Below are 15453 nucleotides of genomic sequence, written 5' to 3' on the forward strand. Positions count from 1 at the left end.
AAATGGCTAGCAATGAAAAGCTGACCGGCCACGCCCGGATCGAGACCAGCAACTTTCTGATGATCGTCCTGATCACCCTCGTGGTGGCTGTGGGTGGTCTGGTGGAAATCGTGCCGCTGTTCTTCCAGAAGTCGACCACGCAGCCGATCGAGGGGCTCAAGCCCTATACCGCGCTGCAGGTGGCCGGTCGTGACATCTATGTCAAGGAAGGCTGCTACAACTGCCACTCGCAGATGATTCGCCCGTTCCAGGCCGAGACGCTGCGTTATGGCCCGTACTCGGTGGCGGGTGAATTCGTCTACGACCGGCCCTTCCAGTGGGGCTCCAAGCGCACCGGTCCGGATCTGGCCCGCGTTGGTGGCCGTTACAGCGACGAATGGCACCGCTTGCATCTGCACAACCCGCGGGATGTGGTGCCGGAGTCGAACATGCCCGCCTACCCCTGGCTGGAGAAGAAGACGGTCAAGGCTGAAGGTCTGCCCAAGCGCATGGAAGTGTTGCGCATGCTGGGCGCTCCGTACACGGACGAGGAGATTGCCCAGTCGGTGGACGAGGTCAAGGGCAAGACCGAGCTGGACGCTCTGATCGCCTACTTGCAAGTGCTGGGTACCGCGCGCAGTGCGGCCAAGCTGGCTCAGCAGTGAAGGAGTGACGACATGGATATCAACGACCTTCGCAGCATCGTCACGGCGATCAGCCTGCTGACCTTCGTCGGCATTGTGGTCTGGGCCTGGTCCAAGCGAAACCAGGCCGACTTTGAAGAGGCAGCCCGGCTGCCCTTTCAGGAAGACTGAAGACCCGCCCCACGATCAAGAGAATCATCATGAGCGATTTCACCAGCGACTTCTGGCATATCTACGTCGGCGGCCTCGCCCTGGTCAGCATCATTGCCTGTGCAATCCTGCTGTGGGTCAGCGGCACCACCAAAGCTGCGACCCATGCCGACAATACCACTGGTCACGTCTGGGACGTGGACCTTAAGGAAATGAACAACCCGCTGCCCAAGTGGTGGGTCTACCTGTTCATCATCACCGTTGTGTTTGCGCTGATCTATGGTGCGTTGTACCCCATGTTCGGCAAGTTCCAGGGGGCCCTGGGCTGGTCGTCGCAGGGTCAGCATGCGACCGAGGTCAAGAAGGCCGAGGATGCCATTGCCCCGGTGTATGCCAAATTCACCGGCATGACCCCGGAGCAGATGGTGGCCGATCCTGAAGCACGGGCCATCGGTGAGCGCCTGTTCATGAACTACTGCGCGCAGTGCCATGGTTCGGACGCCCGAGGCTCCAAGAGCTTTCCCAATCTGACCGATGGTGACTGGCTGGGCGGCACGGGCCATGAGTACATCAAGACCACCATTGCCAACGGCCGTACCGGTGTGATGCCTCCCATGGCGGCAGCAGTGGGCTCGGCAGAAGATGTCCGTAATCTGGCGCACTACGTGCTGAGCCTCTCCGGCAGTCCCAACGATTCGGTCCGCGCCACGTTGGGCAAGGAGAAGTTTGCGGCCTGTGCTGCTTGCCACGGACCTGATGGCAAGGGCATGCATGCCATGGGGGCCCCCAACCTCACTGATGGCACCTGGTTGCATGGTTGGGGTGAGGATGCCATCGTCCGTGCGGTCAACAATGGTTTCACCAACCACATGCCGGCTCAATCGGCGTTGTTGAACGAGGCGCAGATCAACGTGCTCGCGTCGTATGTGTGGGGCCTGTCGACCAAACCCGGTACGGCACAGTAAGCCCTCATCGACCCCAGGCATGAGATCTCATGCCTGGGGTTTTCTTTTTTTAAAGTGCCTTTGTGAGTTCTCATCCCCCAGCAGCGAGTGCTTTGTCTCAAGAGTCTTCCGCTGACAAGGTGACGTCCCGGTCGCCCGCAGGTGGCGGTGATGAGGCCGTGCTTTCGCTTTACGTCTCCCAAAAGAAGATCCAGCCCCGGTCTGTTTTCGGTCTCTTTACCAAGTGGCGCTGGGCTTTGGTGTGGGTGACCCAGATCGTTTTTTATGGGTTGCCATGGCTGCAGTGGAATGCCCGCCAAGCGGTTCTCTTTGATCTGGAGTCCCGTCGGTTCTTCCTCTTTGGACTGGTGCTCTATCCCCAGGACTTCATCTATCTGACAGGGTTGCTGGTCATTTCAGCGCTGGCCTTGTTCCTTTTCACGGCGGTGGCGGGGCGTCTCTGGTGTGGTTATGCCTGTCCCCAGACGGTCTACACAGAAATATTCCTTTGGATAGAGAAAAGGGTGGAGGGGGAGCGCTCGGCCCGGCTGAGGCTCGACGAAGCCCCGATGTCTGTGGCCAAAGTGGGCAAGCGTGGCCTCAAGCACCTGCTCTGGCTCATCTTTTCCCTCTGGACGGGCTTTACCTTTGTCGGGTATTTCACCCCCATTCGCGAACTGGGCTCGCTGACGCTGATGGCCTCGCTGGGGCCGTGGCAGACCTTCTGGGTGTTTTTCTACGGTCTGGCGACCTATGGCAATGCGGGTTTTCTGCGTGAGCAGGTGTGCAAGTACATGTGCCCGTATGCCCGCTTCCAGAGTGCGATGTTCGATCCGGACACGATGATCGTGACCTACGACGAAGCGCGCGGTGAACCACGTGGGGCGCGCTCCAAGAAGGCTGACCCGAAAGCGCTTGGCTTGGGGTCGTGTGTCGACTGCACGCTGTGCGTGCAGGTGTGTCCGACCGGAATCGACATTCGCAAGGGTTTGCAATACGAGTGCATCGGTTGTGGTGCCTGCATTGATGTGTGCGACGAGGTCATGGACAAGGTCGGGTATCCGCGTGGCCTGATCCGGTATTCCACACAAAACGGCGTGGCACAAGGCTGGAGTCGGCAGGCGATGATCCGGCGCGCCTTCCGGCCCCGGGTGCTGGTCTATACCGCGGCATTGGGGGCTATCACGGCGGCCTTACTGGTCAGCCTTTATTTACGCACCCCGCTGAAAGTGGATGTGATCCGTGATCGTGGAGCACTGGCTCGCATGGTGGAGCAAGGGCGGATCGAGAATGTGTTCCGCTTGCAGGTCATGAACGCGACTGAACACCCTCAACGCTATTTTCTCGATGTGGACGGACTGCCGGATATCGTGATTGCGTCGGATCGGTGGGTGGATGTGCTGCCTACTGAGGTGCGTTCGGTCGCCGTTCGTGTGCAAATTCCTCCGGATGCTGCAGAGCCCGGTTCGCACCCCATTCGTTTTCTCGTGCGCTCGTCTGAGAAGCCGACCGATGCAGTCGCCGAAAAGGCTGTCTTTCTGGTTCCTCGATAAACTGAAACCTCACCACATCAACCACATGGACTGGGTCATGAACTCCCCTCAGAAAACGTCTCCTGCCTCTGCACCTATCCCTTGGTGGCGGGTCCCTCATATGTGGCTGGTATTGGGGGGGCCGATGGCTGTTGTGGTGGCAGGCATTGCCACAGCGGTGATTGCCTACAGCAACCAAGATCCTGTGCTCGACAAGGTCGAATACGAGCGGGATCTGGCCGCTGCCAAAGCACTGCAGGGAAAGGAGCGGGTGGACGCGCTTGTCAAAATGCAGCCGGCCGGACAGGCCCGCAACCATGCGGCATCCCCCGTGGTGCCCGGTGAGGCGCCTAAGCGCTGAGCCTTTCGGGGGCGAGCCCGTCGACCCCGAATCTCGACTTCGTGCGTAGAGGAGACCGACGATGAAAGCGCAGCGATGGATGTGGGTAGGGTGGCCGTCATTTCTGGCCGCCGCCGTGCTGGAAATGCTGGTGTTTGCCATGGTGGATCCGCACGACCTGCACTGGTTTGGTGAACCTTTGGCGTTGTCCCGGCAAGCGGTCTATACCCTGGCCTTTTTTGGCTTCTGGGCCATCACGCTGACGTCGAGTGCGCTGACCACATTGCTCGCCATGTCGCCGCTGGAGGTGAACCGTTGTCCTGTGCCGGAGGACCAGCGGCCCGAAGGCTGTGTCCGCCACCCGCATGCAGGGGATCCGACACAGTCATAAAAAAGCCCCTCGGTGCACCGAAGGGCTTGGTGTGAGATGTCAGATGCCAGTCAGCGGCAGGTGCCTGGATTGACGATCAACCTCAGGCCGTCGGTGTTCTTGATGTGCACATAGCGCTGCTTGACGTCGATGATGCCTTCGTCGACGAATTTCGAAAACGTGCGGCTGACCGTTTCGAGCTTCATGCCCAAGTAGCTACCGATCTCTTCTCGCGTCATGCGCAGGATGAGCTCGGACTGCGAGAAGCCGCGTGCATGCAGGCGCTGCACCAGGTTCAGCAGAAAGGCCGCCAGTCGCTCCTCGGCACGCATGCTGCCCAGCAGCAGCATGACCGAGTGATCGCGCACGATCTCGCGGCTCATGATCTTGTGCACATGGTGCTGCAAGGTCGTGAATTCGCGTGAGAGTTCTTCGACCTGATCAAAAGGCATCACACAGACCTCGGCATCCTCCAGGGCGATTGCATCGCAGGAGTGGCGGTCGCTCACGATGCCGTCCAGACCGATGATCTCGCCAGTCATCTGGAAGCCAGTGACCTGATCGCGGCCATCGGCCGTGGTGACGCAGGTCTTGAAAAACCCCGAGCGGACCGCGTAGAGGGAGGTGAACTTGTCACCCACATTGAAGAGGGCTGTTCCCCGCTTGATGCGTCGACGGGTGGAAACCACACTGTCGAGTTTGCTCATCTCGTCTGTACTCAGGCCCATGGGCAGACACAGCTCGCGGAGGTTGCAACTCGAACAGGCGACTTTGATGCTTTGGACGTCCATAAATCTTCCGCCAATTGGCGCTCGAAGCTTAACCCATGGATGGGAGGGTGTCGAGAAATCCCAGTGCCATCAAGGCGTTGGGTGTGGGGATAACCCCGTACGCGCGGTCTCTTTTGACCAAGATCAAGGGCCCCGCCAACCCACTGAGGCACATTGGAACGCCCAAGTGGAGAACTGCCAGTGAGTCACGCCATATCCGACGAATTGCTCAAGCGATTCGACATTCCAGGTCCCCGATACACCTCGTATCCGACCGCCGACCGCTTCGTGGAGGCGTTCACCGAGGCAGATTACGTCAGGGCTCTTGAACAGCGTCGAGCAGGCTCGTTGGCGTTGCCGCTGTCACTGTATGTGCATGTCCCGTTCTGCGAGTCGGTGTGCTACTACTGTGCCTGCAACAAGGTCATCACCAAACACCATGAGCGTGCTGCCGAGTATCTGCGCTACTTGACCCGCGAAGTCGAACTGCAGGTTCAGCATTTTGGCAAAGGGCACAACGTTTCACAGTTGCATCTGGGGGGCGGTACCCCTACCTTCCTGTCCGATCCGGAGCTGGAAGATTTGATGACCATGCTGCGCCGCAATTTCACGCTGGTGCCCGGTGGGGAGTACTCGATCGAGGTGGATCCGCGTACCGTTACCAGCCAGCGCTTGCAGACACTGGCACGCCTGGGCTTCAACCGCCTGAGCTTCGGGGTGCAGGACTTCGATCCGGCCGTGCAGAAGGCGGTGCATCGCGTGCAGCCCGCAGAGCAGGTGTTTGCATTGGTCGATACTGCCCGCAAGATCGGGTTCGAGTCGGTCAATGTGGACCTGATTTACGGTCTGCCGCTGCAGACACCGGAATCGTTTGCTCGAACGCTTGCCCAGGTTAACGAGCTGCGCCCTGACCGCATTGCGTTGTACGCATACGCCCATCTGCCCACGCGCTTCAAACCTCAGCGGCGCATCGTCGCGGCCGAGTTGCCCAGCCCGGGAGACAAACTGTCCATGCTGTCGATGTCGCTCGATGCGATGAGCGATGCAGGGTACGTGTATGTGGGCATGGACCATTTCGCCTTGCCTGGCGATGCGCTCGCCGTGGCCAAGCGGCAAGGGCGTCTGCATCGCAACTTCCAGGGCTACAGCACGCAGCCCGACTGCGATCTCATTGCGCTCGGGGTGTCGGCCATTGGCCGTATTGGCGCCACCTACAGCCAGAATGCCAAGACCCTGGAAGACTATTACGATGCGCTGGACCAGGGGCGCTTGCCCATCGTGCGGGGGTTGGCCTTGTCGCGCGATGACCTGCTGCGTCGCTCGGTCATCATGTCCATCATGTGCCAGGGGGCGGTGCAGTTCGAATCCATCGAGCTGGGACATCTGATCGATTTTCCGACCTACTTCGCCCGTGAGCTGGAAACCCTGGACGGGCTGGTCGAACAAGGGTTGCTCAAGATCAACAGCGCTGGGATCGAGGTCACAGCCACCGGTTGGTACCTGGTGCGGGCGATTGCCATGGTTTTTGACAAGTACCTGCAAGGCGACATCGATCGCGCACGCTTTTCCAAGATCATCTGATGGACAACGGGCATGTCGGGGTGCGGTGACGCCCCCGTGTTCGCCTGCTAGAGTGCTTCCATGCAGACCTCGATGGCTTTGACAGCCCTGTTCATGGGCGTGGTCGGTGGCCCGCACTGCGTGGCCATGTGTGGGGCTGCCTGCGCCGGCATCAGCCGCGCAGCCGGTTCACGGAGTACACAGGCTTTGTGGTATTTCCAGGTCAGCCGCATGGTGGGGTACGCACTGTTCGGGGCTTTCGCTGCGGGTTCTGTGCAAGGCCTCGCTTGGCTGGGGACCAACACCCAGGTGGTTCGCCCGGTGTGGACCATGTTTCACGTGGCGGCGCTGCTTCTGGGTGTGACGCTGATATGGCGCGCACGCCAGCCCGGCTGGATCGAGGATCTGGGGCAGGGGGTCTGGCGCCGTGCCCGACCGGTGCTCGCAGGCATGGGCAGCAAGGCTCCGGTGGTGCTTGGGGTGGCCTGGGCGCTGATGCCTTGTGGGCTGCTCTACTCGGCGTTGCTCATGGCTTCTTTGTCGGCCAGTGCGCTCGATGGGGCGCTGATCATGGCCTTGTTTTCGGCGGGCACTTCGCTGTCGCTCACTGCAGGTCCGTGGTTGTTGTTGCGTGTCCGGGGCGGCGCTTCGGGGGGCTGGGCGATTCGGCTGGCAGGCTTGGCGCTGGCTCTCACATCCGGGTGGGCGCTCTGGATGGGCATCACGCAGCCTACCGGCTTGTGGTGCCTTTGACCGAAGGTCTTGGGATACCTTCAGTTTGGGCTGCGTGCAGGCAGGGTGGCCAGAACAAGGCCGAGCAAGGCAATGGCAAAAGCCAACACCTGCAGCGATGACAGGCGCTCGCCCATGAACAGCACGCCAACCGCCGCGGCACTCACCGGCAGCATGACGGTAAACACACCAGCCCGAGACGCAGGCACCGTCTTCAGGCCGGTCATCCACAGCCAGACGGTCCACATGCTTGCAGCCAGGGCATAGAAGACCAACAGCGCCCACAGTCCCATTGACACACTGCCGAAGTCAAAGGAGAAAGCGGCCCAGAGCCCCAGGGGGGTCACCAGAGCAAAACCCCAGAGGTTGATGATGGCCGAGATGCGTTTGGGGCCAAGCCCTTCGGTCAAGCGTTTGCCGATCACAACATAGGAGGCTTCGCAGACCACGGCGGCAAAAACGAGCAGGTTGCCCCACACGGTCAGGGATACCCCGGCAAATTGACTGGCAGTCGCCGCGAGCGCATCGTCGTGTATCGGTTTCTGCAACGAAAACAGAGCGATGCCGATGGCGGCACAGGCGATGGCTGCTGCGGTACGGCGACCAATGCGCTCTTTGAGGAAGAGGGCGCTGAGGATGGCCACGACCGCGGGAATGGCGGACATCACCACGCCGGCCGCCACGGCGGTGGTCAAGCGCACGCCAAACAACATGCAGATGGAAAAGAGGAAATTGCCCAGAAACGATTCCAGGAACAGCAGGCGTTTTACCCGCGGTGTGATGGGGGGCTCGTCTGCCGGACGGCGCAGCCAGGATGCCATCGCTAAACCGCCGATACCAAAACGCAACCAGGCCAGCAGAAACACCGGAAATATGGCCACCAACGGCTTGGACAAGGCCACATAGCTGCCAACGAGCGACATGCTCAGGGCCAAGGCCCCGTAGGCCAGCCAACGGGGAGCGGTTGCGACAACGGGGAGGGCCGACATGGCTGCGCATCATGCCTCAAGCGGGGAGGCGCCTCCATGAGTGCCTTCCACAATGAGAAAGTTAAATTTTGTATTGTGGAAGTATTTGTGCTGCATTGCGGAAAAATTTCTCAATACAAGAAAACAAATTTTGCATTGAGAAAAATTGTTGAAATGTCTTTGATTTAAAAGAGAATAAAAAAAGTCTTGTATAAGACATAAGAGATTTCCTGTGTCTTCTATAAGACTTAAAGTGAAGCCATCGACACAGCCAGCAAGGCCTGAGCTGATCGACCTCTTCACCAACCTCACGGAGTCCCGACATGCCCCAATCCCTGAAAGAGCAACTCAGCCGTCAGCAGCAGATCGAAGCCCTCGAAAAAGACTGGGCCAACAACCCCCGTTGGAAGGGCGTCAAGCGTGGCTACACCGCGGCCGATGTGGTTCGTCTGCGCGGCAGCCTGCAGCCCGAATACACGCTGGCTCAGCGTGGTGCGGAAAAACTCTGGGACAAGATCAATGGCAGTGCCAAGAAGGGCTACGTGAACGCCTTCGGCGCCATCACCGCCGGTCAGGCCATGCAACAGGCCAAGGCCGGCCTGGAAGCTGTGTACCTGTCGGGCTGGCAAGTCGCCGCCGACGGCAACACCTCGGAAACCATGTACCCGGATCAGTCGCTGTACGCCTACGACTCCGTGCCGACCATGGTCCGTCGCATCAACAACACCTTCAAACGCGCTGACGAAATCCAGTGGGGCCGTGGTGTCGAGCCGGGCAGCGCTGAGTTCATCGACTACTTTCTGCCCATCGTGGCCGATGCAGAGGCCGGTTTCGGCGGCGTGCTGAACGCCTTCGAGCTGATGAAGAACATGATCGCTGCCGGCGCCTCTGGCGTGCACTTTGAAGACCAATTGGCTGCGGTCAAGAAATGTGGCCACATGGGTGGCAAGGTGCTGGTGCCGACGCAGGAGGCCGTGGAGAAGCTGATCGCCGCGCGCTTCGCCGCCGACGTGATGGGCGTGCCGACCATCGTGCTGGCCCGCACCGATGCAGAAGCCGCCAACCTGATCACCAGCGACCACGACGCCAACGACAAGCCCTTCCTCACCGGGGAGCGCACGCAGGAAGGCTTCTTCCGCGTCAAGAACGGTCTGGAGCAGTCCATCAGCCGCGGCGTGGCCTACGCCCCCTACGCCGATCTGGTGTGGTGTGAAACCGGCGTGCCCGACATCGGCTTCGCCCGCGAATTCGCTCAGGCCGTGCATGCTGCCTGCCCCGGCAAGCTGCTGAGCTACAACTGCTCGCCATCGTTCAACTGGAAGAAGAATCTCAACGAAAAACAGATCGCTTCCTTCCAGGAAGACCTGTCCGCGCTGGGCTACAAGTTCCAGTTCATCACCCTGGCCGGTATCCACATCAACTGGTTCCAGACCTTCCAGTTCGCCCATGCCTATGCCCGAGGCGAAGGCATGAAGCACTACACGGAAATGGTGCAAGAGCCTGAGTTCGCCGCTCGTGAGAAGGGCTACACCTTCGTGTCGCACCAGCAGGAAGTCGGCGCAGGCTACTTCGACGACGTGACCACGGTGATCCAGGGCGGCTCGTCCAGCGTCAAGGCGTTGACCGGTTCGACCGAAGAAGAGCAGTTCCACTGATCCACGGGATCAGTCGGGCATCTCGAGCCCAAGGCGTGAGCCTTGGGCTTGTTTGTTTGCCTGTGGTGATGGTCGCAGGCCTTCCAGGCGCTGTGTCGTGCGGGGTGTGTGGCATGGCAGGAGGGGTTTATATTCCGTCGCTGCCGATCGCTGGTCCCGTTGCATGAACAACCTTTCGATATTCCCTGCTTCCTGTCACGACACCCATGGTCGGGAAAAGGGGGCGCCCGACGACGCGCCTGTGCTTGACATCCTCATGGTCACATACCGGAGCGAGGCGTTCGAGCGAGCGGCCATCGACAGCATTCGTGCCAAAACGGATGTGCCCTACCGGTTGACCGTGATCGACAACAACGCGGACAACCGCAGCCTCACACAGATCTGGAATGCGTTTGCCAGACAGTCGCGGGCGCCGTACCTGTGTTTCGTCAATCCGGACATCATTTGCGGCGCCGGCTGGGCCAGTGCGCTGCTGCGTGCCTTGGACATGCCTTCGGTCGCGGTTGCCAGCCCCTCGATGCCCTACCGGGGTGGTGGCGCGGGGGATCCTTGCTCCAGATTGCAGGCGCTCGATGCGCCCGAGGCTTTTGACGCAGCAGGAAGCCTTATCGAGGCCCAGATGGATGCCCTTGCGGGCCAGCTCCCCTCCATCGTTCTGGACGATCCTTACGGCTATGGGTATTGCTATGGCGTGCGCAGGGACTGGATGGTCAGTCTGGGCTATTTTGACGAATCGTTTGTCTACTACGGACAGGAGACGGATTTCAGCTACCGCACGATTCTGGCTGGCCGGCGGGTGGTGTGCGTCAAAGACTCGCTCGTCTATCACATGGGGCAGGGAAGCTCTAACGGCGCCAAAACGCCCGAGCTCTTGGTGGCCAACCGGCGTGCCCATGTTCTGTTGCGTGACAAACATCCTTCCTGGTCGGTGCTCCTCGGCTGGTACGCGGACGCACGAGAGGGGGCTCCGGGGCATCCGCTCGGCTGAGCATCGGGTGATAGCGGTTGGCCGATGTATGAGAGAATGCGAGGCAGTTTGATCAGCAAGATCGAGAAAGGCATTCAGGTTATGACACCGCGAACTACACCGGAGGTGGTTTTTCTGGCCCTTTGAGGCCTGCAGTTCGCGCCTGCCCGATTTCTTGCTCCTCCCTCTCCTAGCGCGGCCTCTGCCGCGCTTTTTGTTTTTCGGATACGCCATGTTGCACATCACGCTTCCCGATGGTTCCCAACGCGAGTTTCCCGGGCCGGTCACGGTCGCCGATGTCGCTGCCTCGATCGGCAGCGGCCTGGCCAAGGCTGCATTGGCCGGCAAGATCGGTGACAAGGTGGTGGATACCAGCCACCTCATCAGCCAGGACAGCCCGTTGTCCATCGTCACGGCCAAAGATGCCGATGGTCTTGAGGTGATCCGTCACTCGACCGCGCATTTGCTGGCTTATGCGGTCAAGGAACTGTTTCCCGAGGCACAGGTCACCATCGGTCCGGTGATCGACAACGGCTTCTATTACGACTTCTCCTACAAGCGGCCCTTCACGCCCGAAGATTTGGTGGCGATCGAAAAGCGCATGGCCGAACTCGCCGCCAAGGACGAGCCTGTGGTGCGCCGTGTGCTGCCGCGTGACGAGGCGGTGGCGTACTTCAAGGGTTTGGGTGAGCATTACAAGGCCGAGATCATCGCCAGCATTCCCAGCAACGAGGACGTGTCGCTCTATCGCGAAGGGGCGTTCGAAGACCTTTGTCGGGGGCCGCACGTGCCGAGTACGGGCAAGCTCAAGCACTTCAAGCTGATGAAGGTGGCGGGTGCTTACTGGCGCGGCGATCATCGCAACGAGATGCTGCAGCGCATCTATGGCACGGCTTGGGCGAGCAAGGACGATTTGCAGCAGTACCTGACCATGCTGGAGGAGGCCGAGAAGCGCGATCACCGAAAGATCGGCCGCGAGCTGGACCTGTTCCACCTTGACGAGCATTCCCCGGGGACCGTGTTCTGGCACCCCAAGGGTTGGGTGATCTGGCAAGAGGTCGAGCAGTACATGCGCAAGGTGTACCGTGAGAACGGCTACCAGGAAGTGAAGGGGCCGCAGATTCTCGACAAGTCGCTGTGGGAGAAGACGGGCCACTGGGACAAGTACCGCGAGAACATGTTCACCACCGAGTCGGAAAAGCGCGAGTACGCGCTCAAGCCGATGAACTGCCCTGGCCATATCCTGATCTACAAGCAGGGCATCAAGAGCTATCGCGACCTGCCGCTGCGCTATGGCGAGTTTGGCGCCTGTCACCGCAACGAGCCCACGGGTGGTCTGCACGGCATCATGCGCGTACGCGCTTTCACGCAGGACGATGGTCACATCTTCTGCACGGAAGACATGATCCAGGGTGAGGTCCAGGCGTTCACCACGCTGCTGCAGAAGGTCTACAAAGACTTCGGTTTCACCGACATCATCTACAAGCTGTCCACCCGCCCGGAAAAACGGATCGGGACCGAGGAGAGCTGGGACAAGGCCGAGGCGGCGCTGGCCGAGGGTTTGCGGGCGTCGGGGTGCGAGTTCACTTATCTGCCGGGTGAGGGGGCTTTCTACGGGCCCAAGATCGAGTACACGCTCAAGGATGCGCTGGGGCGCGAATGGCAGTGCGGCACGATCCAGGTCGATCCCAATCTGCCGGAGCGCCTGGATGCGGAGTTTGTCGGTGAGGATGGCAGCCGCCATCGCCCTGTCATGCTGCACCGGGCCATCGTCGGCAGCCTGGAGCGTTTCATCGGTATCTTGATCGAACAGCATGCGGGCGCGCTGCCTGCATGGCTGGCCCCTGTGCAGGTGGCGGTGCTCAATATCACCGATTCCCAAGCCGATTACTGTCGCGAAATCACCGAAATGCTGCAAAATCAAGGGCTTAGGGTGGCTCTTGATCTGCGCAACGAAAAAATTACGTATAAAATACGGGAGCACGCGTTGCAAAAGCTGCCTTTTATCCTTGTCGTGGGCGACAAAGAGAAAGCTGCTGGAGCCGTGGCCGTGCGGGCGCGAGGCAACAAAGACCTCGGTGTCATGCCGCTGGAGGACTTCTCCAGGCTTGTGGCGGCAGATATAGCTTCCAAGGTGTAAATCCTTCCGGAGCCGCATAGGCTGTTGCTTCCTTCGCATGTGCGTCCCCGATGGGGATGTCGCCGTTTTTTTAATTTGCCCATCCAAGGAAACCGCCATAGCTACCAATTTTCGCGACCGCCGCCAGCGTGAAGAGCGTGCACACCGCCTGAACCGAGAAATCATGGCTCCGGAGGTTCGCCTCAATGGACCGGAAAACGAGCCACTGGGCATCGTGAGTCTCCAAGAGGCGTTGCGCATGGCCGGTGAGCTGGATGTGGATCTGGTGGAAATTGCGGCAACGGCCACTCCGCCGGTTTGCCGGCTGATGGACTACGGCAAGTTCAAGTACCAGGAGCAGAAGAAGGCGGCTGAGGCCAAGGCCAAGCAGACGGTCATCGAGATCAAGGAAGTCAAGTTCCGTCCCGGTACCGACGACGGCGACTACAACATCAAGATGCGCAACATCCGCCGTTTTCTGGACGACGGTGATAAATGCAAGATCACGCTGCGGTTTCGCGGTCGCGAAATCACCCACCAGGAGTTGGGTCTCGCACTGCTGAATCGCATCCGGGACGACCTGGGTGATGCGATCATCGTCGAGCAGTTTCCCAAGCTGGAAGGGCGGCAAATGATCATGATGATCGCGCCTGGACGCAAGAAGGCTGGTGGTGGTTCCGCTCCCAAGGCGGCTGAAGCGCCAGCTGGGCAGGCCGCCTGATTGAGGCAGGTCGGTTGAACAGAAAGGGGTGATAAGGTCTTCGGGCCTTTTCATCGCAGGCCAGGGTGAAAACCATGGCCGATCGGGGGCTCTTTCGGGAGCCTCATCAGAAGTGTCTCGGGGCCAACAAGTTCGCGGAAGGTTCGCGGCGCCTCACGAGCACAAACAAAACAGGAGCATGAGAATGCCCAAAATGAAGACCAAGAGCAGCGCGAAAAAGCGTTTTCGCGTTCGTCCGGGTGGGACCGTCAAGCGCGGTCAAGCCTTCAAACGTCACATCCTGACCAAGAAGACCACCAAGAACAAGCGCCACCTTCGCGGTGCGGTGACGGTGCATGAGACCAACATGGGTCACATGGCACAGATGCTGCCCTCGGCTGGCCTGTAATCACGACGAACAAGGAGAACACACATGCCTCGCGTCAAACGTGGTGTCACGGCTCGCGCCCGACACAAGAAAGTTCTGGCTCTGGCCAAGGGTTTCCGCGGCCGTCGCGGCAACGTCTTCCGCATCGCCAAGCAGGCGGTGATGAAGGCGGGCCAATACGCCTACCGTGATCGCCGTACCAAGAAGCGCGTTTTCCGCCAACTGTGGATTGCGCGTATCAACGCTGGTGCCCGCGCTTGCGGCCTGACGTACAGCCAGTTCGCCAATGGCCTGAAGAAAGCCGAGATCGCCATCGACCGCAAGGTTCTGGCCGATCTGGCCGTCAACGACGTTGCTGCCTTCAACAGCATCGTGGAACAAGTCAAAGCCAAGCTGGCCGCCGCTTGATTTCCGACGGCCGAGGGCTGCCTCTTCGGTAGCTTGGCGGTCACGTCGTTTGAAGGGGTTGAGGCTTGAGCGGTTTGCCGCCGGCTTCAGCCCCTTTTTCATTGTTTTGCCGAAAGACACACATGAACGAGTTGGATGTTCTGGTGGACGGTGCCCGGGGTGCGTTTGCCCAGGCCACCACACCGGCCGATCTCGAAAATGCCAAGGCGCTGTACCTGGGCAAGTCGGGCCGCATCACGGAGCTGATGAAGGGCATGGCTGCCTTGTCGGTCGATGAGAAAAAGACCCGGGGGGCAGCGATCAATGTGGCCAAGCAGGCGATTGAAGCGGCGTTGACCGAGCGGCGCCAAGCCCTGGCCGATGCCGAGTTGCAGGTTCAGCTGAAAGCCGAAGCGCTCGATGTGACTCTGCCGGGGCGCCAGCGCGGGCAAGGCGGCTTGCATCCGGTCAGTCTGACGATGGAGCGCATTGAGGCGATCTTTGCCTCGCAGGGGTTCGATGTTGCCGATGGTCCCGAGATCGAAACCGACTGGTTCAGCTTCACAGCCCTGAACAACCCGCCCAACCACCCGGCGCGTTCCATGCAGGACACGTTCTATGTGGACGGCCGCAGTGCCGATGGGTTGCTGCTGCCTCTGCGGCCGCATACCAGCCCCATGCAGATCCGGTATGCGCATGCGCATGTGCGCAAGCACGGCAACGGTTTCGATCCGCGTTCCAGCCAGCTTTTTGGTGGTGACATGCCCGAGATTCGGGTGATTGCTCCTGGGCGTACCTACCGGGTGGACAGCGACGCGACCCACTCGCCCATGTTCCACCAGTGCGAAGGTCTCTGGATCGGTGCGAATGTGAGCTTCAAGGATCTGAAAGTAGTCTTTACCGACTTCTGCAGGACCTTCTTCGAGAGCGATGACCTGGTGCTGCGCTTTCGCCCCAGCTTTTTCCCGTTCACCGAGCCAAGTGCCGAAATCGATATCCAGTTCCAGAGCGGCCCGCTGGCTGGCCGGTGGCTGGAAGTGGCTGGCTCCGGCCAGGTGCACCCGAACGTGGTGCGCAACATGGGGCTGGACCCCGAAAAGTACATCGGCTTTGCCTTTGGCATGGGGCCCGATCGCCTGACCATGTTGCGCTACGGCGTCAACGATCTGCGCCTGTTCTTCGACGGCGACATCCGTTTCCTGAAGCAATTCCAGTAAACATCTTCGCGTCGTCGCTTACCGAGTCGTT

General features: G+C 60.1%; 17 protein-coding genes. 15 read left to right on the forward strand and 2 right to left on the reverse strand.

Annotated elements, in window-relative coordinates:
* Window positions 1-2: 2 nt before the first annotated feature.
* The 6 genes from ccoO to QQK43_RS00720 all read left to right on the forward strand — a co-directional run bounded on the left by ccoO (window position 3) and on the right by QQK43_RS00720 (window position 3980).
* Window positions 3-644, forward strand: coding sequence for a cytochrome-c oxidase, cbb3-type subunit II (gene ccoO / locus QQK43_RS00695; protein ID WP_234263234.1), 642 nt, complete (start codon window positions 3-5; stop codon window positions 642-644).
* A gap of 12 nt (window positions 645-656) precedes the next feature.
* Window positions 657-794: a cbb3-type cytochrome oxidase subunit 3 gene (locus tag QQK43_RS00700; RefSeq protein WP_234263233.1), complete on the forward strand. Its 138-nt coding sequence runs from the start codon at window positions 657-659 to the stop codon at window positions 792-794.
* Window positions 795-823: 29 nt separating this feature from the next.
* Window positions 824-1738 carry a cytochrome-c oxidase, cbb3-type subunit III gene (gene ccoP / locus QQK43_RS00705; protein ID WP_234263232.1) on the forward strand — a complete coding sequence of 305 codons (915 nt, stop codon included), beginning with the start codon at window positions 824-826 and terminating at the stop codon, window positions 1736-1738.
* A gap of 119 nt (window positions 1739-1857) precedes the next feature.
* Complete coding sequence (gene ccoG / locus QQK43_RS00710; protein WP_284306314.1) at window positions 1858-3270, forward strand: cytochrome c oxidase accessory protein CcoG; 1413 nt, start codon at window positions 1858-1860, stop codon at window positions 3268-3270.
* The gene (locus QQK43_RS00715; protein WP_284306202.1) at window positions 3230-3610 is read left to right on the forward strand and encodes a nitrogen fixation protein FixH; all 381 of its coding nucleotides are present in this window, start codon (window positions 3230-3232) and stop codon (window positions 3608-3610) included. The genes ccoG and QQK43_RS00715 overlap by 41 nt, the downstream gene beginning before the upstream one ends.
* A 61-nt stretch (window positions 3611-3671) precedes the next feature.
* Window positions 3672-3980, forward strand: a complete 309-nt coding sequence (locus tag QQK43_RS00720; protein ID WP_284306203.1) for a hypothetical protein — start codon at window positions 3672-3674, stop codon at window positions 3978-3980.
* Between the two features lie 50 nt (window positions 3981-4030).
* Here the strand turns inward: QQK43_RS00720 and fnr are convergent, their stop codons facing one another.
* Window positions 4031-4750, reverse strand: coding sequence for a fumarate/nitrate reduction transcriptional regulator Fnr (gene fnr, locus QQK43_RS00725; protein WP_234263229.1), 720 nt, complete (start codon window positions 4748-4750; stop codon window positions 4031-4033).
* Between the two features lie 180 nt (window positions 4751-4930).
* On the opposite strand from fnr, the gene hemN reads away from it, so the two are divergent.
* Both hemN and QQK43_RS00735 read left to right on the forward strand, forming a co-directional pair.
* A complete protein-coding gene (gene hemN / locus QQK43_RS00730; RefSeq protein ID WP_284306204.1) occupies window positions 4931-6310 on the forward strand; it encodes an oxygen-independent coproporphyrinogen III oxidase in 1380 nt (459 codons plus the stop codon).
* A 60-nt stretch (window positions 6311-6370) separates the two neighbouring features.
* Window positions 6371-7042 (forward strand): sulfite exporter TauE/SafE family protein, encoded by a 672-nt coding sequence (locus tag QQK43_RS00735; RefSeq protein WP_284306206.1) that lies wholly within the window; start codon window positions 6371-6373, stop codon window positions 7040-7042.
* A gap of 20 nt (window positions 7043-7062) precedes the next feature.
* Here QQK43_RS00735 and QQK43_RS00740 read toward each other — a convergent pair whose 3' ends face one another.
* The gene (locus tag QQK43_RS00740) at window positions 7063-8010 is read right to left on the reverse strand and encodes a DMT family transporter (protein WP_284306207.1); all 948 of its coding nucleotides are present in this window, start codon (window positions 8008-8010) and stop codon (window positions 7063-7065) included.
* 302 nt (window positions 8011-8312) lie between these two features.
* Here QQK43_RS00740 and aceA point away from each other — a divergent pair, with 302 nt between their 5' ends.
* The 7 genes from aceA to pheS all read left to right on the forward strand — a co-directional run bounded on the left by aceA (window position 8313) and on the right by pheS (window position 15422).
* Window positions 8313-9644, forward strand: a complete 1332-nt coding sequence (aceA, locus tag QQK43_RS00745) for an isocitrate lyase (RefSeq protein WP_284306209.1) — start codon at window positions 8313-8315, stop codon at window positions 9642-9644.
* A gap of 163 nt (window positions 9645-9807) precedes the next feature.
* Window positions 9808-10632 (forward strand): glycosyltransferase family 2 protein, encoded by an 825-nt coding sequence (locus QQK43_RS00750; RefSeq protein ID WP_284306210.1) that lies wholly within the window; start codon window positions 9808-9810, stop codon window positions 10630-10632.
* Between the two features lie 211 nt (window positions 10633-10843).
* Entirely contained in the window at window positions 10844-12751 is a 1908-nt protein-coding gene (thrS, locus tag QQK43_RS00755) for a threonine--tRNA ligase (protein WP_284306211.1), read from the forward strand.
* 37 nt (window positions 12752-12788) lie between these two features.
* A complete protein-coding gene (infC, locus tag QQK43_RS00760) occupies window positions 12789-13451 on the forward strand; it encodes a translation initiation factor IF-3 (protein ID WP_284306213.1) in 663 nt (220 codons plus the stop codon).
* A gap of 184 nt (window positions 13452-13635) precedes the next feature.
* Window positions 13636-13839 (forward strand): 50S ribosomal protein L35, encoded by a 204-nt coding sequence (gene rpmI, locus QQK43_RS00765; RefSeq protein WP_234263302.1) that lies wholly within the window; start codon window positions 13636-13638, stop codon window positions 13837-13839.
* A 24-nt stretch (window positions 13840-13863) separates the two neighbouring features.
* The gene (rplT, locus tag QQK43_RS00770) at window positions 13864-14226 is read left to right on the forward strand and encodes a 50S ribosomal protein L20 (protein WP_234263221.1); all 363 of its coding nucleotides are present in this window, start codon (window positions 13864-13866) and stop codon (window positions 14224-14226) included.
* A 122-nt stretch (window positions 14227-14348) separates the two neighbouring features.
* Entirely contained in the window at window positions 14349-15422 is a 1074-nt protein-coding gene (pheS, locus tag QQK43_RS00775) for a phenylalanine--tRNA ligase subunit alpha (RefSeq protein ID WP_284306214.1), read from the forward strand.
* The last annotated feature ends 31 nt before the right edge of the window (window positions 15423-15453 follow it).

It is taken from the genome of Hydrogenophaga electricum, from assembly GCF_030160815.1.
Taxonomy (GTDB): domain Bacteria; phylum Pseudomonadota; class Gammaproteobacteria; order Burkholderiales; family Burkholderiaceae_C; genus Hydrogenophaga; species Hydrogenophaga electricum.